18 protein-coding genes are annotated in these 25,533 nt (G+C 44.1%); 10 read left to right on the top strand and 8 right to left on the bottom strand.

What is annotated here, in order from left to right; all coding sequences use genetic code 11:
- Nucleotides 1–100: 100 nt before the first annotated feature.
- From W7W_RS0115710 to W7W_RS0115690, 5 genes are all read left to right on the top strand, one after another.
- Nucleotides 101–2,074, top strand: a complete 1,974-nt coding sequence (locus W7W_RS0115710) for a glucoamylase family protein (protein ID WP_010664651.1) — start codon at nt 101–103, stop codon at nt 2,072–2,074.
- A 4-nt stretch (nt 2,075–2,078) separates the two neighbouring features.
- Entirely contained in the window at nt 2,079–3,527 is a 1,449-nt protein-coding gene (locus tag W7W_RS0115705) for a glucoamylase family protein (protein ID WP_010664650.1), read from the top strand.
- Nucleotides 3,528–3,844: 317 nt separating this feature from the next.
- Nucleotides 3,845–6,172: a beta-glucosidase BglX gene (gene bglX, locus W7W_RS0115700; RefSeq protein WP_010664649.1), complete on the top strand. Its 2,328-nt coding sequence runs from the start codon at nt 3,845–3,847 to the stop codon at nt 6,170–6,172.
- A gap of 104 nt (nt 6,173–6,276) precedes the next feature.
- The gene (locus W7W_RS0115695) at nt 6,277–8,082 is read left to right on the top strand and encodes a family 43 glycosylhydrolase (protein ID WP_010664648.1); all 1,806 of its coding nucleotides are present in this window, start codon (nt 6,277–6,279) and stop codon (nt 8,080–8,082) included.
- Nucleotides 8,083–8,196: 114 nt separating this feature from the next.
- Nucleotides 8,197–9,828: a sulfatase family protein gene (locus W7W_RS0115690; protein ID WP_010664647.1), complete on the top strand. Its 1,632-nt coding sequence runs from the start codon at nt 8,197–8,199 to the stop codon at nt 9,826–9,828.
- A 253-nt stretch (nt 9,829–10,081) separates the two neighbouring features.
- Here W7W_RS0115690 and W7W_RS0115685 read toward each other — a convergent pair whose 3' ends face one another.
- Together W7W_RS0115685 and W7W_RS0115680 are read right to left on the bottom strand one after the other, a co-directional pair.
- A complete protein-coding gene (locus W7W_RS0115685) occupies nt 10,082–11,494 on the bottom strand; it encodes a hypothetical protein (RefSeq protein WP_010664646.1) in 1,413 nt (470 codons plus the stop codon).
- A 39-nt stretch (nt 11,495–11,533) separates the two neighbouring features.
- Nucleotides 11,534–12,160 carry a hypothetical protein gene (locus tag W7W_RS0115680; RefSeq protein ID WP_010664645.1) on the bottom strand — a complete coding sequence of 209 codons (627 nt, stop codon included), beginning with the start codon at nt 12,158–12,160 and terminating at the stop codon, nt 11,534–11,536.
- A 150-nt stretch (nt 12,161–12,310) separates the two neighbouring features.
- On the opposite strand from W7W_RS0115680, the gene W7W_RS0115675 reads away from it, so the two are divergent.
- Both W7W_RS0115675 and dnaB read left to right on the top strand, forming a co-directional pair.
- On the top strand, nt 12,311–13,312 hold the full coding sequence (locus W7W_RS0115675) for a glycoside hydrolase family 5 protein (protein WP_010664644.1): 1,002 nt from the start codon (nt 12,311–12,313) through the stop codon (nt 13,310–13,312).
- Nucleotides 13,313–13,661: 349 nt separating this feature from the next.
- The gene (gene dnaB, locus W7W_RS0115670) at nt 13,662–15,242 is read left to right on the top strand and encodes a replicative DNA helicase (RefSeq protein WP_010664643.1); all 1,581 of its coding nucleotides are present in this window, start codon (nt 13,662–13,664) and stop codon (nt 15,240–15,242) included.
- 66 nt (nt 15,243–15,308) lie between these two features.
- On the opposite strand, the gene W7W_RS0115665 is transcribed toward dnaB, so the two are convergent.
- The 4 genes from W7W_RS0115665 to W7W_RS0115650 form a co-directional block, all read right to left on the bottom strand.
- The gene (locus W7W_RS0115665; protein ID WP_010664642.1) at nt 15,309–16,001 is read right to left on the bottom strand and encodes a YjjG family noncanonical pyrimidine nucleotidase; all 693 of its coding nucleotides are present in this window, start codon (nt 15,999–16,001) and stop codon (nt 15,309–15,311) included.
- A gap of 103 nt (nt 16,002–16,104) precedes the next feature.
- Complete coding sequence (locus W7W_RS0115660; protein ID WP_010664641.1) at nt 16,105–16,977, bottom strand: Cbp1 family collagen-binding glycoprotein adhesin; 873 nt, start codon at nt 16,975–16,977, stop codon at nt 16,105–16,107.
- 104 nt (nt 16,978–17,081) lie between these two features.
- Complete coding sequence (gene rsmI, locus W7W_RS0115655) at nt 17,082–17,756, bottom strand: 16S rRNA (cytidine(1402)-2'-O)-methyltransferase (RefSeq protein WP_010664640.1); 675 nt, start codon at nt 17,754–17,756, stop codon at nt 17,082–17,084.
- Nucleotides 17,757–17,763: 7 nt separating this feature from the next.
- Nucleotides 17,764–18,597 (bottom strand): hypothetical protein, encoded by an 834-nt coding sequence (locus W7W_RS0115650; protein ID WP_010664639.1) that lies wholly within the window; start codon nt 18,595–18,597, stop codon nt 17,764–17,766.
- A gap of 72 nt (nt 18,598–18,669) precedes the next feature.
- Between W7W_RS0115650 and W7W_RS0115645 the strand changes: the two genes are divergently transcribed.
- The gene (locus tag W7W_RS0115645) at nt 18,670–19,248 is read left to right on the top strand and encodes a thymidine kinase (RefSeq protein WP_010664638.1); all 579 of its coding nucleotides are present in this window, start codon (nt 18,670–18,672) and stop codon (nt 19,246–19,248) included.
- Nucleotides 19,245–21,710: a bifunctional UDP-N-acetylmuramoyl-tripeptide:D-alanyl-D-alanine ligase/alanine racemase gene (locus W7W_RS0115640; protein ID WP_010664637.1), complete on the top strand. Its 2,466-nt coding sequence runs from the start codon at nt 19,245–19,247 to the stop codon at nt 21,708–21,710. Before W7W_RS0115645 ends, W7W_RS0115640 begins: the two co-directional genes overlap by 4 nt.
- 125 nt (nt 21,711–21,835) lie before the next feature.
- On the opposite strand, the gene W7W_RS0115635 is transcribed toward W7W_RS0115640, so the two are convergent.
- Together W7W_RS0115635 and W7W_RS0115630 are read right to left on the bottom strand one after the other, a co-directional pair.
- Nucleotides 21,836–22,540: a Crp/Fnr family transcriptional regulator gene (locus tag W7W_RS0115635; protein ID WP_010664636.1), complete on the bottom strand. Its 705-nt coding sequence runs from the start codon at nt 22,538–22,540 to the stop codon at nt 21,836–21,838.
- Nucleotides 22,541–22,667: 127 nt separating this feature from the next.
- A complete protein-coding gene (locus W7W_RS0115630; RefSeq protein WP_010664635.1) occupies nt 22,668–23,855 on the bottom strand; it encodes a M20 metallopeptidase family protein in 1,188 nt (395 codons plus the stop codon).
- A gap of 408 nt (nt 23,856–24,263) precedes the next feature.
- Between W7W_RS0115630 and W7W_RS0115625 the strand changes: the two genes are divergently transcribed.
- Complete coding sequence (locus tag W7W_RS0115625; RefSeq protein WP_157202497.1) at nt 24,264–25,346, top strand: DUF1573 domain-containing protein; 1,083 nt, start codon at nt 24,264–24,266, stop codon at nt 25,344–25,346.
- The last annotated feature ends 187 nt before the right edge of the window (nt 25,347–25,533 follow it).

Genomic DNA, 25,533 nt, shown 5'->3' with positions numbered 1-25,533 from the left:
CACAACCGATAAAACCTTTGTTGGCCCGCCGGAAGTTTCCGGTGGGCCATCATCTACTTTTAGGTAAAAGTAATACCGGACTGTCATTAGTTTATTTGATATGCGTTACTTTTTGTTGCTTTTGTTATCGGGCCTGCTGTTTTTTCAGTCCTGTAAAGATGATGAACCGGAATCTGAAGATAAACCGGAGAATCTTACAGTGACTTATGTGCGGGTTGGAGAACAGGTTCTTTCTTCTTCAGGAGACAATCAGGATGTTGTGATTGATGAGCCAATAGAAATAAGGTTTAGCCATTCGGTGGCACCTGCTGAGGCAGCGAAGAGTATTGCTTTGTCAGGTGCCGATGGTCAGTTAGTTGACTTGACCTTTTCTTCGGTAAATGAGGATAAGCTCTTTAGCATTAGTCACCCTGTTTTGGCTGAAAATAGTAGTTACACCCTCAGTATTTCTGGTTCTCTCAAAGGGGTAAATAATGAATCTTTTGAGGAACAGGTTTACAATTTTACCACATTTATCACTCCTTTGGTTTTGGAAATCATCAAAATCAATGGTGCGAAAGTTGATCCTTCAGATCGAATTAAAGACATTGATCGAAATCCGCAAATCGATTTTTATTTTAATGGGTCCATTTCATCTGATGATCTTTCCGGTTATACTTTGTTAAGAAACAATGGCTCTCCGGTAGGATTTTCTTTAAGTCAGATTGATGACCAAGCCATTTCTCTTTCTCCCGATCAAACGCTGGATGACTACGAAAAATTTCGGTTGACTGTTTCTTCAAATATTGAAAACCGCATTGGCCGGCCTTTTGAAGGTTTGGATCTGGAATTTTATACCCAATTGGATTCCACCCCTAAATTCCCTCAGATTTCTGATGCAGAACTACTGACTAAAATTCAGCAGCAAACATTTCGGTATTTCTGGGATTTTGCGCATCCCGCTAGCGGAATGGCCAGGGAGCGGGATACCTCAGGGGAGATTGTCACAACAGGTGGCTCCGGCTTCGGTGTTATGGCGCTGATTATCGGTATGGAACGCGGTTTTATAACCCGCGAACAGGGTGTTATCCGGTTGCACAAAATTGTTGATTTTCTGGCATCTGCCGACCGGTTTCATGGCGTTTGGCCACACTGGCTGAACGGCACAACAGGTGAAGTTCAACCCTTCAGTACTTATGATGATGGGGGTGATTTGGTGGAGACCTCCTTTATGGCTGCCGGACTTCTGGCTGCCCGTCAGTATCTGAATGCAACCGATCCGGATGAGAACTCTCTGATCACCAGAATAAATCAGTTGGTGGAGACCATTGAATGGGACTGGTACACCCGGGATGGACAAAATGTACTTTACTGGCACTGGTCGCCAAGTCACGGTTGGGAAATGGATATGAAAATCCAGGGATACAATGAAGCTCTGATCACTTACGTTATGGCAGCTTCATCTGATACTCACCCGGTTTCTGCTGATGTATATCATGAGGGGTGGGGGCGTAACGGTGGCATCGTCAACGGGAAAGAGTTTTACGGGATTAATCTTCCTGTGGGATATGATTACGGAGGCCCATTGTTTTTTGCCCATTACTCATTTCTGGGGATTGATCCGCGGAACCTTTCCGATCAGTATGCCAATTATTGGGAGCAAAACCGCAATCATACGCTCATTAATCGGGCTCATTGTGTGAGTAATCCCAACAACTATGTTGGCTATAGTGAGGAGTGTTGGGGGCTAACCGCCAGCGACAATCATGAAGGGTATTCTGCTCATTCACCAACTAATGATTTGGGCGTGATAACTCCGACGGCTGCCATTTCGTCCATTCCGTTTACACCTGACGAATCGATGGCTGCCATCCGGTTCTTTTATTACCAGTTAGGAGACCGCCTTTGGGGTGAATATGGATTTTATGATGCGATCAATGTTACGGAAGAGTGGACTGCAAACTCCTACCTGGCCATTGACCAGGGGCCAATCGTTGTGATGATTGAGAATTACCGTACCGGGCTGATTTGGGATTTGCTGATGTCATCTCCCGAAGTTCAGGCCGGGCTGTCGAAATTAGGTTTTAATTATTAATCTTATGAGAACTACCGCTATATCTTTTTTGAAGCTGGCAGTCTTTTTTTCTTTAACGCTGCTTGCCGCCTGCAATTCCGGAAGGCAAAAAAACGGAAATACACCTTCAGGAAATGACCATGAAATCTCAGATGATTCACTGCTTACACTTGTGCAGTACCGGACATTCCAATATTTCTGGGAGGGTGCTGAGCCTAACTCTGGGTTGGCAAGGGAACGACTGCATATGGATGACATTTATCCTCAGGATGACAAGCATATTGTGACCACCGGAGGTAGTGGTTTTGGTTTGATGGCCATTCTGGTGGGTGTGGAACGGGGATTTATCACCCGTGAAGAAGCTTTTCAACGCTTTCAAAAGATTATTGATTTTCTGGAAAAAGCCGATCGTTTTCATGGTGCCTGGCCACATTGGTTGAATGGTGAAACAGGGAAAGTAAAGCCTTTCTCCCAATATGATGATGGGGGCGACCTGGTGGAAACAGCTTTCCTGGTTCAGGGATTGCTGGCAGTGAAACAGTATTTTGTTGATGGCAATGAGGATGAGCAGCAACTGGCACAAAAGATTGATCAGTTGTGGCGTGAAGTGGAGTGGGACTGGTACACCAAAGGAGGAGAGGATATTCTTTACTGGCACTGGTCGCCCAACCACGGCTGGAAGATGAATTTTGGTGTCACCGGCTACAACGAATGCATGGTGATGTATATCCTCGCAGCATCATCGCCAACCCATCCTGTTGATCCGGAAGTTTACCATCAGGGATGGGCTATGAACGGCGATATTTCAGGTGAATACACTACTTTTGGTCACACCCTGCCTTTGAAGCAGCACGTAGATCCCCGAAAGGGAGGCCCCCTGTTTTGGGCTCATTATTCCTGGCTGGGTCTCGATCCCAGAGGGTTGTCAGATCAGTATGCCAATTATTGGGATAACAATGTGGCACATACACTCATCAATCGACAACATTGTATTAATAATCCAAATAATTATGCCGGTTATGGCGAAGATGCCTGGGGGCTTACTTCCAGTTACAGTGTTCCGGGAGCAGCTGCCTTTGTCCGGGGACAATCTGATGAGAAGCCTGAAAGCGGTAATTCGCAACAGACGGGTTATGCAGGTCATCGACCTTCTTTCGATCTGGGAGTTGTAACGCCCACAGCAGCTTTGTCTTCCATGCCCTACGCTCCGGAGAAAGTACTGTCGGTTATCCGTCATTTTTACGAAGATCTGGGGGATGAAATCTGGGGCGTTTACGGATTTTATGATGCTTTCAGCGAGGAATATGAATGGTATCCCAAACGTTATCTCGCCATTGATCAGGGGCCCATCCCGGTAATGATTGAAAACCATCGTACCGGATTGCTCTGGGAGCTTTTCATGCAGGAGGAGGATGTGCAACAAGGCCTCAAAGAACTTGGATTTACTAGTCCACATATAAGTATAGATCGATAGATTTTTAGAAGCTAGTGACCATCAGGCAGAAGTTAAAGAGGCAGAAGGCAGAAGAACAAATATGGCTCCAAAAGCCATCTTTCATTATTCTAAAGAAAGTTTTGCCTGATAAGAAAAAATGTAATTGCATGCTATAATGTTTTGATATAGGGCAACTTGCAGCTCAATCAAGATGAAAGATAAATCGTATAGTATTGACATTGTGGATTTTATGAATGAGCATTCGTTAAGTCTTTAAGTTTTAATTTTCAGAGCTTTGAAAAATTTTAACGGACTATTGCATATAAGAAAGTATAACTGAAATAATAGTTTTTATCATGAAGGAATCGAAAATATTGATCGTTGTATTGGGGTTTATGATGACTTTGGGTGCCTGTAGTGAGGTTGGAATTGCCGGAAAGACCCCAGACTGGAAAAGTTACAGCGGCGACCCCGTTATTGAGAGAAAAGTGGATTCGGTATTGAATCTGATGACGCTGGAAGAGAAAATCGGACAGATGAATCAATACTCCGGGAACTTTGCCACCACAGGTGAGGTTGCTGATACCAAATCGGGAGAATATCTGAAGAAAGGAATGATTGGAAGTACCTTCAATGTTTTTGGCGCCGATCATCTGCGAATGTTGCAGGAACAAAACCTGAAACACTCAAGGTTGAAAATACCCATGCTTTTTGCTGCTGATGTGATACACGGGTTGGAGACCACTTTCCCCATTCCTTTGGCTGAGGCTTGCTCCTGGGATTTGGAGTTGATGGAGAAAAGTGCGCGAATTGCCGCCGAAGAGGCCACTGCCTCGGGTGTAGCCTGGAATTTTGCTCCCATGATTGATATAGGGCGCGATCCCCGCTGGGGCCGTGTGATGGAAGGTGCCGGAGAAGATGTGTATCTGGCAACCCAGGTGGCCCGTGCACGGGTCATTGGTTTTCAGGGAATTGAGGATTACACCGATCTGTCCCAATCCAATACCATGATGGCTACCAGCAAACATTTTGTGGGGTATGGTGCTGCTTTGGCCGGGAGGGATTATCAATCTGTGGATATGTCGGAACGTGAACTCCATGAAACATTTTTGCCTCCTTTCAAAGCAACCGTTGATGAAGGAGTGGCTTCATTTATGACCGCTTTTAACGATTTGAATGGTGTCCCCTGCACGGGTAATCAATATCTTTTTAAAGAGATTTTGCGCGATCGGTGGGGTTTTGGCGGAATGGTGGTCACTGACTACACAGCCATTATGGAGATGGTAGCACATGGTTTTGCCAAAGATCTGAAACATGCTGCCGAACTGGCCATTGATGCCGGCATCGATATGGATATGATCAGCGAAGCTTTTGTGACTCATCTGAAAGAACTGGTTGAGGAAGGCGACGTTTCTGAAGAACAGATTGATGTGGCGGTTTCGCGTATCCTGGAGATGAAATTTCTGTTGGGGCTATTTGATGATCCTTTCAGATACTTTGATGCTGAACGTCAGCAGGAAGTTGTGATGAACCCTGAGCACCTGAAAACTGCCAGAGAAGCAGCTCAGCGATCGATTGTATTGCTGAAAAATGAAGGCAATGTGTTGCCGTTGGATAAAAACACATCCAAAAGGGTGGCGCTCATAGGGCCATTTGTTAAAGAGCGCGAAAGTCTCAATGGAGAATGGGCCATTAAAGGTGATCGCAATAAGTCGGTAACACTCCTGGAGGGACTGGAGGAGAAATATGACGGCTCCCGGGTGGAATTTACTTATGCGCAGGGAACCACGTTGCCATTGATTGATCGCAGCACTCAGAAAGTTTCCGTGACCGAGGTCCCTGATCGAAGAGGTTTTGCCGAAGCAGTGAATGTTGCCCGCAACAGCGATGTGATAATGGTGGCGATGGGCGAGAATTACCACTGGTCAGGCGAGGCTGCCAGCCGCACAGATATTACACTGCCCGGAAATCAGCGTGAGTTGCTCAAAGAGTTGAAAAAAACAGGCAAACCAATCGTTCTGGTCCTGTTTAACGGCCGGCCTCTGGATCTCTCCTGGGAAGAAGAGAATGTGGATGCCATTGTGGAAGCCTGGTATCCGGGAATGATGTCGGGACATGCCGTGGCTGATATTTTATCGGGTGATTACAATCCGTCTGCCAAACTGGTAATGACCTTTCCGCGTAATGTGGGGCAGATTCCTATTTTTTATAATATGAAAAATACCGGACGGCCTTTTGATGCAGAGCACCCTGCCGATTACCGGTCCTCTTATATTGACAGTCCCAACACACCACTTTTCCCGTTTGGATATGGTTTGAGCTACACTACTTTTGAGTATGCCAATGCTAAAATAAGTTCTGACAAGTTTCAGTCGGGGAGTAGTTTAACAGCTTCAGTGGAGGTTACCAATACAGGCGATTTGGATGGAGAAGAAGTTGTGCAATTGTACCTCCGTGACAGAGTAGGGTCTGTGGTTCGACCGGTAAAAGAACTTAAAGGGTTTGAGAAAATACACCTCAAGGCAGGAGAGACCAAAACGGTTGAATTTTCCATCGATGAAGAAATGCTGAAGATGTACAACATTGACATGGAGTGGGTGGCTGAACCCGGTGAGTTTGACCTTTGGATCGCAACAAGTTCTGCCGATGAATCCAATCACCTGGAGTTTTCATTGGTAGAGTGATATTAGTGATTGATAGGTCACTGTTTCATGGGATGGCTTTGTCCGATGCAATCTCTGATTGCAACAACGTTATTTTATAAATTATTCGTATAAAATTTTTTTTTATGAATCGAATAAAATATCTCCTGGCTGTAGTTGTTCTGTCCATAAGCGCGACAACAAATGCCCAGGAAATAATTCCCAATACCTATTGCAATCCGTTGGATATCGATTATACCTACATGGTGTACAATTCGGCCAGGAATATTTCCTATCGCTCAGGAGCCGATCCTGCGGTGGTTGAATTCCGGGATGAATATTATATGTTTGTAACGCGCTCTTTCGGATACTGGCATTCTACCGATCTGGTGAACTGGGAGTTCATTGAGCCAGAAAAGTGGTTTTTTGAAGGATCCAATGCCCCGACGGCCTTTAATTACAAAGATTCTGTAATCTACTTTGCCGGCGATCCTGCCGGCTATGGAAGCATTCTCTATACTGATGATCCCAAAAGCGGGAAGTGGAAACCCACGGCATCTATCACCAATAATATTCAGGATTCGGAATTGTTTATTGACGATGATGGGAAGACCTATCTTTATTGGGGATCTTCTAATGTGCATCCCATTCGGGTGAAAATGCTCAATAAGGATGACCGTTTTCTGGAAACCGGAGTGCAAAAAGACCTGATCAATCTGAATGAGGAAGAACATGGCTGGGAGCGGTTTGGAGAGAATAATTTTCATCCAACCCTGAAAGAGGGGTATATGGAGGGGGCCTCCATGACCAAACATAATGGGAAATACTATCTCCAGTATGCTGCTCCCGGCACTCAGTTTAATGTTTACGGGGATGGTGCTTATGTGGGAGATTCCCCGTTAGGGCCGTTTGAATACATGAAGAACAACCCCATGAGTTTTAAACCCGGCGGTTTCACCAATGGTGCCGGTCATGGAATCACCATGCAACAAACGAACGGACAGTACTGGCATTTTGGCACGATGGCACTGGCTTCCAATTCGCACTGGGAACGGCGACTTTGCATGTTTCCTACCTATTTTGATGAGGATGGGTTGATGTATTCCAATACCCACTATGGCGATTATCCCCGCTTTGCCCCCGATCATCCTACCAAAGCCGGACAGCATAACGGGTGGATGTTGTTGTCCTACAGAGGGAAAGCTGCTGTTTCTTCCTCTCAGGTGCAGATTAAAAAAAGCACTTCTACCGACGATGAGTATGACATCACTGAGATGCCTCGGAAAAAAGATGCTGAAGGAAGAATAATATCGGAAGTTCTGACTGACGAAAGTCCCAGGTCATTCTGGGTTGCGGAAGCCAATGATGCCAATCAATGGGTAGAAATAGAAATGCGCTCGCCTGGTAAGGTGTATGCATTCCAGTTGAATTATCACGATCATAACACCGGTATTTATACCAGGGTGGATGGTTTGCGTCACCGTTTTACAATTGAGGTTTCTGAAGATGGTGAACAGTGGAAAACAGTGGTGGACAGAAGCAACAGTTACAAGGATGCTCCCAATGCTTATATTGTGCTTAATCAGCCCGTTCGGGCAAAATATGTTCGTTACAACAATGTGAACGTCCCGGGAAATAACCTGGGGTTGTCCGAAGTCAGAGTATTTGGAAAAGGGTATGGCGAAAAGCCGTCTCAGGTGAAGGGTTTTGATGTGAACCGTCAGACAGATCGCCGGGATGTGGGCTTTTCCTGGAAACCGGTGAAAGGTGCTCAGGGGTACAACATCCGATGGGGAATTGCACCGGATAAATTGTACCAGTCGTGGTTGTTATATGAAGTTGATGACCATTTTATGCGCAATCTCGACCGCGATACAAAGTATTATTTCACTATTGAAGCCTTTAATGAAAACGGAATTTCGGAGAAATCAGAAATTGTTGAAGTCAGGTAGTGTTGTTGCCATATACGGTAAAGGCTTAAAGCAGGAGGAGTCTGGTCAAAAAGTGAAAAGTTGACTTCGACTCTTTAGATATCTGTCGTATTAGTACCGAAAACTTATGATACTATGAATTCAGGAAATTACGTAAAAGCAGCAACGGCATTGACCTTCGCGGCGACACTCTGTCTGGTGAGTTCCTGTAAAGAAGAACAAGCCAAACCCGAAAGGCCAAACATTGTCTTCATAATGAGCGATGATCATGCCTACCAGGCCATCAGTGCCTACAGCGATAAGCTGATCAGGACGCCTAATATTGACAGGCTCTCCCGAGAGGGCATGCTTTTTACCAATGCCTCGGTGACCAATTCGATATGCGCTCCCTCCCGGGCAACCATTCTGACAGGTAAGCATACCCACATTCATGGGAAAATAGATAACATCTTCCCTTTTGATACGACCAATGTAACATTTCCGCAAATTCTGCACGAGCAGGGCTATCAGACAGCCATGTTTGGTAAGCTTCACTTTGGAAACAACCCCAAAGGTTTTGATGAGTTTAAAATTCTTCCGGGTCAGGGAGATTATTACAATCCGCAGTTCATTACCGACAAGGGAGATACGACCATTCAGGGGTATGTGACAGATATTATTACTGACCTGACGTTAGACTGGCTTGAAAAACGCCGCAGGGAGGAAGATCCGTTTATGTTGTTTTATCTGCACAAAGCTCCGCACCGGGAGTGGCTGCCTGCCCCGCGACATTACAAAGAATTTACGAAACGCTCTTTTCCAGAGCCGGAAACCTTATTCGATGATTATGATGGGAGAGGAAGTGCCGCTCGTGAAGCAGAGATGAACTTGTTGAAACACATGACCATCTCCGCGGATAACAAAATTTATCCGGAGGTGGCCAAAGATCTGGGGATAGAAGAGCTGAGTGAATGGGGATTTAACGTATTTAAAAGCAAGTACGATCGCTTTACAGAAGAGCAGCGTGAGGAGTGGGATGCCGTTTATGGTCCCATCAATGAGGAATTCAAAGCGTTATACCCCAATATGAATGATTCGGCATTTATGCGATGGAAATATCAGCGTTATATGCAGGATTACCTGGGATGTATTGCTTCGGTGGATGAGAATGTGGGACGGGTACTTGACTATCTGGATGAAAACGGACTGAGTGAAAACACCATTGTGGTTTATACTTCTGATCAGGGCTTTTATCTGGGAGAGCATGGCTGGTTCGACAAACGTTTTATTTACGATGAATCTTTTAAAACTCCACTCCTGATCAGGTGGCCCGAAAAGATAACACCCGGTTCGGAAACCGATGAGATGGTTCAAAACCTTGATTTTGCACAAACCTTTTTGGAAGCTGCCGGAGTCGAATCTCCGGAAGACATGCAGGGAGAAAGTCTGATGCCTTTACTGGAAGGAAGAGCTGGAGAATGGACCCGCGATGCCGTCTATTATCACTATTATGAGTATCCTGGCTTCCATATGGTAAAGCGGCATTACGGAATTGTCAATAAAGACTATAAATTGGCGCATTTCTATTATGATATTGATGAGTGGGAGCTCTTCGACCGCAAGAATGACCCGCTGGAATTGAACAATGTCTATGATGACCCCGATTATCAGGAGGTGGTCAAAGATCTGAAAAGGGAACTTCAGGAACTAAGGAGAAAATACAAGGATTCGAAAGAGCTGGATCAGCATTTTATTCAAAAGTATGAGGAAAGGGGATTGATTGAATAGGTTTTGTTGTTTCTGTTTCCCGGAGGTTAAGAGCCTTTATTTTTAATAGTCCGAAGGTCTTAAAGCAATAGCCTGAGGCAACGCCCCGGGAATATTGTAATAAATTAATCCCCCTCTCTTTATTGGTCCCAGCGCGACCAATAAAGAGAGGGGGGGGATAGCAATAGCCTCGTTTTGTTGCTGTCAGGCTTTCAGCCTGTTGTGTTTAACCTGTTTTCTGTATAATCCAGATTATATGTATTTAATGAGTAAATTACATAATCATAGGTATTCTCTGAAGCTGGACGTAAAAACCATATCCATCAACGTCCGGGTTATAGTTGGTAATTTTAAGAATCAATTTTTTATCATTAATATACCAAACTTCCATCATTTCAAAATAGGCATAATTTTCCTGAATGTTCTCAAAATCCTCTTCTTCTGTTGCAAACATGAGATAAAATTTATTCTTTGGACCCTGAGTAAACCTCCAGAAACCACTGAAGCCTCTATCCAGAATTTGTTCATCCCCTTCATCCCATGATCCTCTTTGTTCAATGCTCGATCCGTTTGGATTTAGATGAAGAATTCGTTCAAGACTATCGCCTAATAAATTCTCCTTTCTGTTTTTCGGATCAAAGTTTTCATTGGATGTGGGAAGGTTGTCGGTTGTGATGCGCATAAACCTCCATGAACCTGCCAGTAAATTTCTGATATCGTTTGGAGAATCCGGTTTCATCCGGTTTTCTCCTTCGATCATGGGTTTTATGGATTCATCATATTCAAGATCAACGAATTTAAAATTTGACTCTCCATTGTTGCCTTTTGTGATCATTTTTAGACTGTCTGTCAGGAAGTTATGGCCATTGAGGGCAAGGTTGTAAAAACCTCCGATCTCCTCACTTGCGGTGGTCTTAATTTTTTCCGCTTCTTCATAATTTTCAAGGATAGCGAGGATTTGGATGAGATTTTGGTACAGCCCTTTGGTGACTGATTCGTTTATTCTGGCGTTTTTATCGGAAAGATCCTTTTCATCCAGGGCAGACATCCATTTCTCCAGTGCTTTTTCAAATTCCATTTTTGCCTTATCATATTCTTTGTTATTATGCAGGACAATGGCCTTTTTTGCATCCTCAACTGCAGAGTTGATATCATCGTGGTCCTCACTTTTTTTGATATAAAACAGTTTTATGTCAAACCTGGGGACATAATTGGGCGAAAAAAGATAAGACAGTTCTCTGCCCTGATGCATCTGAACTGAAAGTTCTGATCTCAAAGTGCCATTGATGGGTTCACCTGATTCGGCTTCGAAAACGCTATATACGCGGTGAAAAATGATTTTTCCATCTTTGTCCTTTACAGTGGTGGTAAAGGGTTGTGTATAGAATGATTTGTCATACCGCTGACCGGCATCGATGCTGGTTGGATCTTCGAGCCACCAGTTGGAAAGTTTTGCGGCAGGATAGACATTGTTTAGAACAATTAGGTCCGGACTGCTGCTTGTTCTCTCAAGTCCACCAAGGTTTAGGTGAAAAGCGTTCGATCCAAAAGTTTTGGGTTGCGTCTTAAGTTTTACCAAGGGTGTGGTTTCGAATTGAATTTCAATTTTTTCTTTTCTGACTTTCTGAGAAGTAACAGTTATTACAAAGACACAAAGAAGCAGGAAAGTGGTAATAAGTTTTTTCATCGTTGAATTGAGGTTAGAAAAAATAATAATCAGATTGAGTTATTTTTTAGGACCGGTCAAAACCGATAAAGGCGTATGTATTCCGAATTTCAGACCATTTTCCCAAAGATGTTGATCTTCCCCCATGAATGATAGGAGTGAGTGCATCCTGGCGTAATGACTTACAGTGAAAGTCCATCCGGAGGTCATCTCATACTCAATCCCGTATCCCAACTCAACTCCCAGACCTGCCTGGTTATCAATGCGTGCATTCGGGCCTGTATAAATATCCACGATTCCACCTCCCTCTATGAAAAAAAATCTTAGAAAACGTGCTTTTAATGTTGCCGGGATTGTGAATAATGCGAAGTTGGAGTGGGTGATTGTCTTTTCAATTTCCGGACTATAGGGAACCGATTCTGTCCTGATTTTTTGGTGCGAGTACTCCAGACCGGTTTTAAATTTAAGCCAGTTTTTTGACAAGTTCTGCTGGTATGACAGGCCGATGGAAAAGTATCCCTCTCCATAGGTTGAGCCTGCACCATCCAGAGCATTAAAGGTTGAAACATCATTATCGCCAACGGGAGTGAAGGTAATTCCCAGCTTTTTGTCGGACGAATTTTGCTGTTGAGCGAAGCCAGTAAGAGTTAGCAGACTCAGACTGAGGGTCAGAATTAAAGTTTTCATTATTAACTTTTGGGTTTTTGTTGCAAGCTGTAATCTTTAATTGTAAAGATAGTATTTTTAAGAAAAACGATTTCCAAATAGCATCAAAATGTTTATATTTGTTAAAGTGTTTGGTGTACACTTTTTTACTTTCTAATATAAACTTATCCTATGAAGAAAAGATTAACTTTTTTGTGCCTGGGTTTACTGGTGGTATCACTGATGACATCAGCTCAGGACAATCCATTTTCACGCATCTCGGTCGAGGGCAAAAATTTTGTCAATGAACAGGGTGAAGTCGTTGTGTTTAAAGGTCTGAATATTGCCGATCCCGACCGTCTGGAAAAAGAAGGCCAGTGGAAGGCCGATATTTTTGATGAGGTAGCCGCCTGGGGTGCCAATATTGTGCGTCTTCCCGTTCATCCCGCTGCCTGGCGTGAAAGAGGGCAGGAAGAGTACCTTGGGTTACTTGATCAGGGTATTGAATGGGCCAAAGCTGCTGGTTTGTATGTGATTATCGACTGGCATTCTATCGGAAACCTGCGTACCGGATTGTTTCAGAATGAGATGTATGATACCTCTATCCGGGAAACCTATCGTTTCTGGTACACCATCAGTCGCAGATATAAGAATGAACCGGCGGTGGCACTTTATGAGATTTTTAATGAACCCACCACTTACAATGGTGAGCTGGGAACATTAACGTGGGGGCAGTGGAGCAATATAATGGTGGATGTTATTTCGGTGATACGTGCGAACAATCCTCATGCTGTACCTTTGGTGGCCGGATTTAACTGGGCCTATGACCTTACACCTGTTATGAATGAACCGTTACCGGTTGAAAATATTGCTTATGTGAGTCATCCCTATCCACAGAAACGAGAACAACCCTGGGTTCCCCAATGGGAGCGTGATTTCGGGTTTGTAGCTGACAACTATCCGGTAATTGCCACCGAGGTAGGCTACATGTATCCCGATCAGAAAGGGGCCCATATTCCTTGCCTGGGAGATGAAACTTATGGAGAGACTCTTACCGGTTATTTTACTGAAAAGGGAATTTCTTATGTTGTTTGGGTTTTTGATCCTGGCTGGTCGCCACAGTTGATTAAAGACTGGGATTATACACCCACCCGTGCCGGTGAATTTTTTAAAGGAGTTATGTCCGGAAAATAGCCAGACCCGTTTTTTCCCATGATGGGTTGAAGCAGATTTTTAAAAACCCCGCTGTGCAAATTCTGCAGCGGGGTTTTGTGTATTTATTATAGGTGTTCAGGTTGTTGAATATTAATGAGTTGTGTTGTTTTTGATGTCATTTGATAAATCTCCGTGTGGAAGTGCTACAATCAGGCACATTTTTTTCTAACTTTGTTTCCCTTTCCCCAAAATCCGATAATGAAACGAATTTGTGCTGGCAGTCCCTTCTAACTGTTTTATTTATTAGCATATAAGAGGGGATAAACTTGTTGTGGCACTATTTGTAAAAATGATAATTTTTCCCTGAGAAATAAAAACAGATTTGGTCATGGCCCAAAAAAGCAATTTTAAGAACAACAACAATCGAAGAACACCAATTCAGGCTGATTCCGAAATGGGACGAATTCCTCCCCAGGCAGTGGAGATTGAAGAGGCTGTTCTGGGTGCTTTGTTGTTGGAGAAAGACGCTTTTATTGCCGTATCGGAACTTCTGAAGCCGGAATGTTTTTACCGGGAGGCTCATCAGCACATTTTTCAGGCTATTTCTAATCTGTTTTTTCACGAACAACCTGTTGATATTCTCACGGTTACCGAGGAGTTGAAGAAGCTCGGAAAAATGGAAGAGGTGGGAGGTGCTTTTTATGTATCTCAGCTTACCAGCCGCGTGGCTTCTGCTGCTCATATCGAGTATCATGCACGAATTATCTGGCAGAAATATCTGCAGCGTGAAATGATTCATATTTCCAGCGATCTTCAGACCCGCTCATACGATGAGTCATTGGATGTGAATGACTTGTTGGATGAAGCGGAAAACAGCTTCTTTCTGTTGTCGCAGGGAACTATGAAAAAGGAGGTGACACAGATTGATCCTGTCATCCAGGAATCTATTGAAAGAATTAAAGAAGCCGGAAAGCGAACAGACGGTTTGAGTGGGGTTCCTTCGGGTTTTTCCGGTCTGGACCGCATTACCTCGGGATGGCAGGCTTCCGATTTGGTGATTATTGCAGCGCGTCCGGCGATGGGAAAAACAGCCTTTGTACTTTCGATGGCAAGAAATATGGCCATTACACATCAGCAACCCGTGGCTTTGTTCTCACTTGAGATGGCTAATGTGCAGTTGGTGAATCGTTTAATTGTTTCAGAGACTGAGATTCCCGGTGAAAAGATAAAAAATGGAAATTTGTCCTCTCAGGAATGGGAACAGCTGGATTCCAAAATTCATTCACTGATGGGAGCCCCCATTTTTGTGGATGACACGCCGGGGTTGTCTGTTTTTGAACTCAGAGCCAAATGTCGGCGGCTGAAAAAACAGCACGATGTAAAGATCATTATCATTGATTACCTTCAGCTGATGAGTGCTGCCGGAATGAACCCCGGAAGTCGTGAGCAGGAGGTGAGTATGATTTCGCGGTCGCTGAAGGGACTGGCTAAAGAACTTGATGTCCCTATTATTGCGCTATCTCAGTTGAACCGCGGGGTGGAGAACCGGACAGGATTGGAAGGAAAACGTCCCCAGCTGGCCGACCTGCGTGAATCCGGAGCCATTGAACAGGATGCTGATATGGTGTGTTTTATTCACCGTCCTGAATATTATGGCCTGTTCGAGGATGCAGAAGGTTATTCTCTTGAAGGAATGGGGGAAGTGATTATTGCCAAGCACCGTAACGGTGCTACCGGAGATGTGCGCTTGCGTTTCCGAAAAGAACTGGCACGTTTTGAAGATCCCGAACTTCAGGGATTGCCCATGTCGGGTGATGGTTTTGATCCGGGCAACGGAGGTTCTGAACCCATGACATTTAAGTCCAAAATGAATGAGGATGAAAGTGTTCCATCTGGAGGTTTAGCTCCGGGACAGGGAGGAGGTTTTGACGCACCTCCTGCCGGATTCGATAAGGATGCACCATTTTAACAAGCTTAACTGAATTTTGAAGTTCAGCTCTCATGCTCTATGCTCTGCGCTCCAAACTCTGCGACTTTAAAGCCACTCTATTAATTCCTTCAGAGATGATATTTCTTTTGAAATTGGCTCCTCGTGTGGTGTTTTCTCCGGGTTAAAATAGACCTGATCGACCCCGAACTCCCGGGCTCCTTTAATATCGTTTTCCAAACTGTCTCCAATTACCAGGCTCTCTTTTTTTCGGGCATTGGCACTTTTGATGGCATACTCAAAGAAATCCCTGTGAGGCTTACTGACCCCGACATCTTCGGAAATGAAAATTCGTTCAAAAAATGGTGTCAGGCCACTCTTTTCCATTTTTGTATGCTGGGCCTCCCTGAAACCGTTCGTGATGATGTACAGGTGATATTTTTTCTTTTTGAGATACTTAAGGGTTTCTTTTGCATGGGGAATGACCTTGGTTTGCAGTGAGTTTCCCGAAACAAAGTCATTGGCAAAGGATTCGGCAACGGCAATGTCATCAAATCCTGCCTGAGAAAATGTCTGATGGAACCGACCTACTTTTACATCTCGCTTGGGGATACGTCCATGTTGGTATTCATGCCAGAGGCCGGTGTTGATGGGCATATATTGGGCAAAGAAATCGTCGAAATTATTGAAAAACCGATTCAGTTGATAGGTGTCAAAAAGTTCTTTTAGTGTGGTTATCTGATTGTTGTGAAAGTCCCACAGGGTGTGATCGAGATCGAAAAAAAGATGTTTGTATTGCATGTCATTTCTTAGGTTAAAAATCCGAACCTCCGCAGGAATTTCCTGAGAGATCCGGATTTTGTATCTATTTTAAGTCCCCCCATGGGGGGATTTACGTGGCCTTTTATTTAGCTTGAACCACCAGATATCTTGAGATGCTCCAGAACGCATCCTTGTCTTCTATTTTCAGAACCATGTTGCCATTCTCATCGGCACCCAGAGAGAAAGACTCTTCCGGATGTGAGGTAAGAACTTCAACGTTAGGCTGAAACAATTCCAAGCTGTCGGTTTCCCGGATGTCGATTTCGGCAAAATACTCTTTTTCAAAGTTCTCCTTCAGGAGTTCTGTTTTGCCAAAGAATAGGAATCCTTCCCGGTTGATGATGTTTTTTTCTTTTAACTCATTCTTAGTGCCGATGGCATAATATGCGGTGTACATATCGTCGCGTGTTGACTGCAGCTCCTTGTGGGCTTCTTCGTTGGCAGTTTTGATGGAGTCAAGTGCAATTTCCATGTCAGTAAGGGCATAAAACATGTCATCAATCTCTGCATTTTTCTTTTTAAGAAGGTCGTTGAGTTGCTTTATTTCCACATTTTTCTGACGCAATTCGTCATTCAGACTGGCCACCAGTTTGTTCAAACGGCCTGTTTCTATGCCTGATTGCTTCAGTTGTTGTTCAAGCGATTCAATGCGCTCTTTGTTCTGGACCATCAGATCATAAATCAGCCGGATGTCTTCGTTGATTTGTTCGGCCGACTCACCGGAAGTTTCTCCCTGGCGGGCTTTTAAGGCAATAATTTGTTCCTTTTCTTTAATAACACGGAGGGTTGCTTCAATGTCACCAATCGTGTTGACCATTTGATTCATCTGGCTGTCTTTCTGAGCGGTAGCTCTGGCAAGCGAGTCGTTTTGCTGTTGGAGCTCGGTCCGGCTTGGACCACTTTGACATTGCCAAAGGAGAGGCAGGACAAACAATATAATTAGTAGCTTTTTCATTTTACTAAGGTTTATGTTTTTAAGATCTTTTCCTGATTACCTGTATAGTACGTAGTTCAGGAGATATTTATTGTATTCCTGAACAGAAATACCAATCAAAGTTATTAATCTTTTTGCCCGTTGACAATTAAAACAATTTCTCCTTTGGGTGGATGATCGGAAAAGTGGGCCACGAGATCCTGTAAAGAGCCTCTGACAGTTTCTTCGTGAATTTTGCTGATCTCCCTGCAAACAGCTGCCTGACGGTCGGCTCCGAAATGTTCGGAAAATTGACCGAGGGTTTTTAGCAACCGGTGGGGGGATTCATAAAAAACCATTGTTCTTTTTTCGTTCTGAAGAAATTCCAGCCTGGTTTTTCGTCCTTTTTTTACCGGCAGGAAACCTTCGAAACAGAATTTGTCATTGGGAAGTCCTGCTGTTACCAGAGCCGGGACAAAGGCGGTTGGTCCTGGCAGGCATTCCACGGCGATGCCGGCATCGATGCAATTTCGGACAACCAGGTATCCCGGGTCTGAGATGGCCGGAGTTCCGGCATCTGATATCAGGGCTGCAGTTTCTCCATGTGCGAGACGGGAAATGACCTTCTCTACCGATGCATGCTCGTTGAATTTATGGTGGGCATACATTTTTGTGGTTATTTCCAGGTGCTTTAGGAGTTTACCTGAAGTTCTTGTGTCTTCGGCGAGGATGAAATCCACCTCCTTGAGAGTTCTGACAGCCCGGAAAGTGATGTCTTCCAGATTGCCAATGGGCGTGGGAATCACATATAGTTTACTCATGATAATACTAAAGATAACGGCGTTCCACCAGTTCCATAAAACTCAGTACTGCCTCATTTTCCGGATCCCAGTTGAAATTGGCCAGCAGAAAATTTTGAGCTTCATTAATTCCGTGCATCTCATTGAGTTGCTCCAGGGTTTGATTCATTACATCTGCGCTGCCTCCGAACAACTCTCTTTGAAAAAAGAACCGGTCGTTGATGCCCATTGCTTTTTTTAGATCAGCAATGGGAGGAGTACTAAAGGAGCGTTGGGATGAAGTGCTTTTCTGATGTTTTCCTATTTGCTCGTTGAAGGAAGATTTTTCGGTTACCAGCTTTTCTCCCAGTACCTGGTTTTCCTTTTTTTTCTCCTGATGGTTTTTTTTCTCAGGTTCCGGCGAGGGAGCGGGGATCTCTTCTTTCGATGGTGCCCTCTCGTCAGGAATATCAGTCACCAGCGGTTCCTCTTCAGATTCTTTTTCCTGAGCTGTTTCATCCGGAGAGGGAAATTCTTTTTCATCAATGGTTTTCTCTTCAGGAAAATTTTTTGGACCCGTTTCTTTAGGTTTCGTGGTTGCCTGGTTGTTTTTTCCTTCTTCTTCCTCCTGATCAATTATTGAGATTTTCTCTGAAGGAGTAGTGCTTTCAGGTGTTTCAGGATTTTTAGTTGCTTGAGTTCCGGCAACGGGAAGCGAAATTTCTTCCAGCATTTCAATTTCATCCAGAATGCTGTTTATCCTGTTTCTGGTAAGCTTAAAGTAAGCTTTTGACAGATGTTTGTCACCTTTGGCATTTTCTGCCATTATCTCCACTTCTTTTAGATCGTGGATAATTATTTCGAGAAGAGCATCTTTTTCCATAATAGCTTGAGGCCCATTTTTGTTACATTTGCAAATGTAGTGATTGAAGTGCGAAAATAAATTTTTCTTTAAATGTTTCTTGAAAATAAGGTTGATAAGTCTGAAAAACGAGGTTGGATAGAAGTTATTGCAGGCTCGATGTTTTCCGGGAAAACCGAGGAGTTACTGCGTCGTCTTCGTCGTGCCGGAATTGCCCGTCAGCGGGTTGAAATTTTTAAACCCATGGTGGATAGCAGGTACAGTGAAGATGAAGTAGTCTCTCATGATTCCAATAGTATTCGTTCCACACCTGTGGAGAGTTCCGGGAATATATTGCTGCTAAGCAGTAATGTAGATGTGGTAGGAATTGATGAAGCGCAGTTTTTCGACAGTAACCTTTTGAGTGTGTGTAATCAGCTTGCAGGTCAGGGTGTACGTGTTATTGTTGCAGGTCTGGATATGGATTTTAAAGGGATTCCTTTTGGTCCCATGCCAGCACTGATGGCCTCGGCTGAGTATGTTACTAAAGTTCATGCTATTTGTATGCGTTGCGGCGATCTGGCTCAATATTCTTTACGAAAATCACAAAGCGACAAGCTGGTGGAACTGGGGGCATCAGACAACTATGAAGCTGTTTGTCGTGCCTGTTATCACAAATTTTATAAGAAATGATTACATATTCTCCTGAACAATTAGCAGAAGCCTGTGATGGGCATTTGGTGAAAAATAATGACTCGGTTGTGGCGCGTTTGCTGATAGACAGTCGCTCCGTTTATGATGCTGGTGAGAGTCTTTTTATTGCTTTGACCGGAAATAAACACGATGGACATCAGTTTTTACATCAATTGGCAGGAAAAGGGGTGCGTAATTTTGTGGTGAAGAAGGGACGCATTCCGGCGGATGTTGCGGCAAAGGCCAACTGGATTGAAGTGGATAACCCTGTGCGGGCACTTCAAAAAATAGGGGCATGGCATCGGTCACGGTTTCAGATTCCTGTATTGGGAATTGCCGGAAGTAACGGTAAAACCATTGTTAAGGAATGGATTACCCAGATGATGGGCAGCGATGTTTTCATTGCACGGTCACCTCGCAGCTATAACAGTCAGATTGGAGTACCTTTTTCTGTTTGGCACCTGAATGAAACTTCTGAATTGGGCATCTTTGAGGCCGGAATTTCCATGCCGGGAGAGATGCGGTTGTTGCAGGAGATTATCCGGCCGACCATCGGACTTTTTACCACTCTGGGACAGGCGCATCAGGAGAATTTTTCTTCGTTGGAGGAGAAGCTGAAAGAAAAAATGGTGCTTTTTAAGGATGTGGATACCATTTTATATGATTGTGATCAGGCGCTGGTGGATGAGCGGATGGGAACCATGTTTCCCGAAAAGGAATTGCTGACATGGGGCCGCGCCGAAAAAGCAACGCTTCAATTGCTGAGCGAGGATGAGGTCAATGATCGCAAGCACCTGATGCTTCGGTGGGGCGTGGACACATTCGAAGTGGTCATCCCTTATACCGATCAGGTGAGTGTGGAAAATACGCTACCTGTGGTTTTGTTCATGCTTTATCACGGATATTCACCCGAACAGATTCTTGAGAAAATTGGCGGATTGGTTCCTGTGGCAATGCGCATGGAACAGAAGGTTGGTATCAATAACAACCTGGTGATTAATGATACATACAATGCTGATTTTACCTCACTTGAGGTAGCCCTTGATTTCCTTGTACAGCAAAGCCGTAAAAAGGGGGTGAAGCGTACGGTAATACTTTCTGACCTTTTGCAAACCGGGATTCCTGATCATGATTTGTATCCGTTGGTGGCGACATTGGTGAATGAGAAGCAGATTGATCGTTTTGTGGGGGTAGGTCCCGCTATGGTACGCTATGCGTCGCATTTTCATTTGCCTTCATCGTTTTATGAAACCACGGAAGAGATGCTGGAAGCTCTTTCTACTTTTCATTTCAGAGGAGAGGCCATATTGGTGAAAGGGTCCAGGAAATACAGTTTCGAAAGAATTGTGGCGCGTCTTGAGTTACAACGACATGCTACGGTAATGGAGATAAATCTGGATGCCATGGTGCATAACCTTAATCGCTACAGACGGTTGCTTGGTCCGGAGACAAAACTCCTGGCCATGGTAAAGGCTTTTTCTTACGGAAGCGGATCTTATGAAATCGCCGCAGCACTGCAATATCAGAATGTGGATTATCTGGGAGTGGCTTTTGCTGATGAGGGAGTAGAGCTTCGCCGCGCAGGAATTGCAACCCCGATTATTGTGATGAATCCGGAAGAGAAGAGTTTTCTGCAAATGCTCGATTATAATCTGGAACCCGAGATTTACGGGTTCAATGTGTTGGAAGCATTTAATGCAGTGGTACGTGCAGAGGCGTCAGGAGTGATGCCGATTCATATAAAAGTTGATACCGGCATGAACAGAATGGGGTTTCTGGAGCATGAAATTGATGAACTGGTTGCCCGTCTGAAGCATATGCCTTCGTTGCGTGTCAAGTCCGTTTTTTCCCACCTGGCAGGAAGTGATGACGAGGCGCATGATGCTTTTACTCTGCAACAGATAAAGAAATTTAAAACCATTTGCGACCGTTTGAGAAAAGAATTGGATACTGAATTTATGATGCATATTCTGAACAGTGCGGGGATTGAACGTTTCCCGGAAGCACGATTCGATATGGCGCGACTGGGAATCGGACTCTATGGTTTTGGACCCGGTAAAATTGAAGATCTGCGCAATGTGGTCACTCTGAAGTCATACATTTCTCACATAAAGCCGGTTCCTGGATTTGAAACCATTGGATATGGCCGTGTGGGAATGGTAAAGAGAGACAGCCGGATTGGTGTGGTTCCGGTGGGGTATGCCGATGGTCTGAACCGCCACTTAAGCAACGGGGTGGGCAAAATGATGGTAAACGGCCGTTTGGCACCCATAGTCGGAAATATCTGTATGGATATGTGTATGATTGACCTGACAGACATCCAGGCCGAAGAGGGGGATGAGGTGATTGTTTTCGGAGATGACTATCCACTGACCAATCTTGCTCGTCAACTGGAAACCATTCCTTATGAAATTCTTACAAGTATCTCCCGGCGGGTTACACGGGTCTATTACAAGGAGTAGTCGGTTCTACTTTCTTTTGAATGTTGAAAGATGGCTTTTGTGTCAATATTTTTTCTTCTGCCTTTTAAACTTCTGCCTGTCGGGTCACTAACTACTGGCTACTAACTACTGACTAATTCTCTGCCTCACCCGAGCCTCGAAATCCGTTCCAATTTTTGCTCGTCGAGAATTTTTATGATGCGTCCGTCAACAGTGAGTACTTTCTCTTTGACAAATGCGGTAAGTGTGCGTATGGCATTGGAAGCGGTCATGTTGGAAAAGTTGGCCAGATCTTCCCGGGATAGATAAATGCCGAGCGTGATGCGATCTTCTTCATAACCATAGATGTCGCGCAATACCAAAATGCTCTCGGCCAGTCTTCCCCGGATGTGCTTCTGAGTGAGTGATACGGTACGGAAGCGTGCAAAGCCCAGTTCGGTGGCGAAAGATTTGATGATGTTCATGCACAGAGCATTGTTGGATTGCATCAGCTCCATGATTACATCTTTTGCTACATGGAAAATGACACATGGCTCAAAAACCACAGCGGAAGCAATGTGTGCTTCATCAGCAAAAAGAGCACGATATCCGATAAAGCCCGGGCCGCTTGCCATGCGGACAATTTGTTCACGCCCAGTCATTCCTTCTTTATAGATCTTTACTTTGCCGGAACCAATGCAAGACAGGCCGGTGGGTTTTTCACCCTCCTGATAAATAATTTGATTTTTCCTGTAACGGATGGTCGTGTGATTGGCCAGCAGATACTCTTTCTCCTCAGGGGTCAATACATCATATAGTTGAGGAATGTCCTTGATGGTTGGTTCTTGTAATGTGCCTTTTTTGTTACCCATTTCTTATTTGTGTGCTATGCTTTTCCTGTTTTTCCGGAATAAGCCCCCTTTTGAACAATGTTCTAAAACCATGTTTTACAACAGGCAAAATTAAGAAAAAAAGTGCATTAAGTGAATAACCGTTGAGTTATTGGTTCAGGAAACGAATAGCCAGCCAGGAGAGCATGCCTGTTGCTGTTTTCAGACTTTCTTCATTAATGTTGAGCCGGGGTGTATGGAGCGCACCTGTCTCTCCGTTTTTTTGTGCCACACCAAAGCGGTAGAAAACAGAAGGGAACCGATGTGTGTAATAGCCAAAATCTTCAGCGGTCATACGAATGTCCATCTCTTCCACTTTTTCAGGATTTAGAAATTCTCTGGCAAAAGAAAGAGCATCGTGGGTGGACTGTTCGTGATTATGCACCACAGGGTAGCCGTGTTTTATATCTACCTCGCACTCTGCTCCCATAGCTTTTGCTGTTCCTTCGGCTATCTCTTTTATTTTATTTTGAATGATTATTCGCCACTCTTCGTTCATCGTTCGTAATGTCCCGGCAATTTCCACTTTCTCCGGAATGATATTGGTGGCACCCAATCCTTCTATTCTGCCAAAAGAGAGAACTGTTGGGATGCTGGCCGGAACAATTCGTGAAACCACTTGTTGAAGTGCTACAATAATGCTGGAAGCAATTAAAATGGTATCATTGAGGGTATGTGGCAATGCTGCATGTCCGCCTTTTCCTTTCACGGTCAGATATACCTCGTCTCCTGAGGCCATGTACATCCCCGGTTTGAAACCTACGTGCCCTGCCGGCATATCCGGTAATACATGCTGCCCGATAACCAGGTCCGGTTTCGGGTTTTCAAGTGCTCCCTCCTTCAGCATCAGGTTGGCTCCGCCGGGAAACATCTCTTCTCCCGGCTGAAATATCAGTAAAATGGTGCCTTTCCAGTGCTCTTTTAATGTTGAAAGAATTTCTGCAGCCCCCAGCAGAGCCGATGTGTGTGCATCATGGCCGCAGGCATGCATTACGCCTTTGTTTACCGAGGCAAAAGGTAAGGATGTTTCCTCCTGAATTGGAAGTGCATCCATGTCGGCACGCAATGCAACGGTTTTTCCTTTCCCGGTTCCTTCAATGGTGGCCACAATGCCTGTTCCTGCATATCCATGCTTAAAAGAAATGCCCAGTTTCTTTAATTCTCCTGCTACATAGTCCGAAGTGTTGTGTTCCTGAAACGACAGTTCCGGATGTTGATGAATATGCCGTCTGTGGCCGATGATTTTTTCAAATTTCTCGTCGGTAAGTGCTTGTATTAATTGTTTTAAGCTGTTCATAGTGCATTGTTTGTGAGGTAATCCCGATGTGTCAGGTTAATGTTTGATAAATCCGGATAAAGAAATGTTAATTAGTGCTGGCAAGAAAATTAAGCTTTCCCCAGTCTTTGATAAGAAAGCGCCAAATACAAGGCTTTCGAAGTTTTTGAATCCAAGGAGTTTACTTTTTGTAAATGACTGATTCAAAAACAAGAATAACGAAGTAGTTGGTGTTTTTTTGCAAAGACTAATTACAAAGGTAGTGGTTTCAGTGGATAAAGGAAAAATATGGCTATTTCCAAATTAGTGAATTTATTTTTGGGGTTTGGCATGGTTTTGGAAAATTTTCGGAATTAAAATTATTATTAGCTTTGTGAGAATGTAATGGAATGAATTGTTTTATTCTAATTGGTTAACAAAAACATATAGATGATGCATAAATTATTATTGTCTTTCGCTATTCTTTTATTGGGATTTGGGGTGCAGGCACAACAAGCGAAGCCTGCCATTTCTTTTGAGGAAGAAATTTTCGATTTTGGTGAGGTTAAAGAGGATGGTGGGACTGTGACGCACACCTTCACATTTACCAATAAGGGGGAGCAGCCTCTGATTGTTCATAATGTTCGTGCCTCCTGCGGATGTACAAGTCCCGATTGGACTCGTCAACCCATCCAACCCGGGAAAAGGGGGTTTGTTAAGGTAACATTCGATCCCCGTAACCGCCCCGGCAATTTTAATAAATCGGCGATTGTTTCAACCAATGGCACTGAGCCTACCAAGGTACTTCGTATTACTGGGAAGGTTCTGCCAAAGGAAAAAACCATAGAGGATATTTACCCCAGAGAGATGGGCCCAATCAGATTGAAGACTTCTCATCTTTCACTGACACGCATTGCGCCGGAAGAGGTTAAAAGTGAAGAGCTTGAGTTTATTAATTCATCAGATAGTGAAGTAGCCATTGATTTCGAAAGTGTCCCTTCTCATCTGAATGTAAGTGTGGATCCTGAGGTCGTGGCTCCCGGTAAAAAAGGTGTTATTACTGCTGTTTATGATGCCGGAGTGAAAAGTGACTGGGGGTTTGTGGTTGATCAGATCTATCTGAAGATAAATGGTGAGAGCAATCGTAGAAACAGGTTGAGTGTAAGTGCGACCATTGAAGAGGATTTTTCTGCCTGGACAGATGAACAGATTGCCAATGCTCCTGTTTTAGATGTTAATAACAGGGTTTTTGATTTTGGTGAGCTAAAACAGGGTGAAAAAGTTTCTCACAATTTTGTAATCACCAACTCCGGAAAATCAAATCTGGTTTTAAGAAAGGTGCGGTCTTCTTGTGGATGTACTGCTATTCAGCCCGATAAAATGGTGATTGCACCCGGTGAAAGCACCAATGTGGTGGCTGAATTTAACTCCAGAGGTATGAGTGGAAGACAGAATAAATCGGTAACCATCTATTCAAATGACCCTAAGAAAAGCACCATGCTGCTTCGGTTGACCGGAACAGTGGTGAAATAGGATTTCCTGAATCCCATGGAAAGACTTATATCGGGTTAGGATAAGTAGCGGGGGAGAAATCAGAAAGTTTTTTCCGGATTAATTGCTAAGTGCCTTGTATTGTAGAGGGTCGAAAGAGCTTCGTCAGGAAGAGTGGTTGTACCCCGGAAAATAATTTTAATTTCCTTTTGTTTTCATCGCCTGATTG

Source organism: Marinilabilia salmonicolor JCM 21150 (assembly GCF_000259075.1).
Classification (GTDB): Bacteria; Bacteroidota; Bacteroidia; order Bacteroidales; family Marinilabiliaceae; genus Marinilabilia; species Marinilabilia salmonicolor.
Note: the sequence above shows the minus strand (reverse complement) of the source record. Positions and strands in the feature narration are given on the sequence as shown.

Bases quoted from the DNA above. Each gene is read 5' to 3' on its own strand.
- W7W_RS0115710 (WP_010664651.1), top strand. From the start codon at position 101: ATGCGTTACTTTTTGTTGCTTTTGTTATCGGGCCTGCTGTTTTTTCAG.
- W7W_RS0115705 (WP_010664650.1), top strand. From the start codon at position 2,079: ATGAGAACTACCGCTATATCTTTTTTGAAGCTGGCAGTCTTTTTTTCT.
- bglX (WP_010664649.1), top strand. From the start codon at position 3,845: ATGAAGGAATCGAAAATATTGATCGTTGTATTGGGGTTTATGATGACT.
- W7W_RS0115695 (WP_010664648.1), top strand. From the start codon at position 6,277: ATGAATCGAATAAAATATCTCCTGGCTGTAGTTGTTCTGTCCATAAGC.
- W7W_RS0115690 (WP_010664647.1), top strand. From the start codon at position 8,197: ATGAATTCAGGAAATTACGTAAAAGCAGCAACGGCATTGACCTTCGCG.
- W7W_RS0115685 (WP_010664646.1), bottom strand. From the start codon at position 11,494: ATGAAAAAACTTATTACCACTTTCCTGCTTCTTTGTGTCTTTGTAATA.
- W7W_RS0115680 (WP_010664645.1), bottom strand. From the start codon at position 12,160: ATGAAAACTTTAATTCTGACCCTCAGTCTGAGTCTGCTAACTCTTACT.
- W7W_RS0115675 (WP_010664644.1), top strand. From the start codon at position 12,311: ATGAAGAAAAGATTAACTTTTTTGTGCCTGGGTTTACTGGTGGTATCA.
- dnaB (WP_010664643.1), top strand. From the start codon at position 13,662: ATGGCCCAAAAAAGCAATTTTAAGAACAACAACAATCGAAGAACACCA.
- W7W_RS0115665 (WP_010664642.1), bottom strand. From the start codon at position 16,001: ATGCAATACAAACATCTTTTTTTCGATCTCGATCACACCCTGTGGGAC.
- W7W_RS0115660 (WP_010664641.1), bottom strand. From the start codon at position 16,977: ATGAAAAAGCTACTAATTATATTGTTTGTCCTGCCTCTCCTTTGGCAA.
- rsmI (WP_010664640.1), bottom strand. From the start codon at position 17,756: ATGAGTAAACTATATGTGATTCCCACGCCCATTGGCAATCTGGAAGAC.
- W7W_RS0115650 (WP_010664639.1), bottom strand. From the start codon at position 18,597: ATGGAAAAAGATGCTCTTCTCGAAATAATTATCCACGATCTAAAAGAA.
- W7W_RS0115645 (WP_010664638.1), top strand. From the start codon at position 18,670: ATGTTTCTTGAAAATAAGGTTGATAAGTCTGAAAAACGAGGTTGGATA.
- W7W_RS0115640 (WP_010664637.1), top strand. From the start codon at position 19,245: ATGATTACATATTCTCCTGAACAATTAGCAGAAGCCTGTGATGGGCAT.
- W7W_RS0115635 (WP_010664636.1), bottom strand. From the start codon at position 22,540: ATGGGTAACAAAAAAGGCACATTACAAGAACCAACCATCAAGGACATT.
- W7W_RS0115630 (WP_010664635.1), bottom strand. From the start codon at position 23,855: ATGAACAGCTTAAAACAATTAATACAAGCACTTACCGACGAGAAATTT.
- W7W_RS0115625 (WP_157202497.1), top strand. From the start codon at position 24,264: ATGATGCATAAATTATTATTGTCTTTCGCTATTCTTTTATTGGGATTT.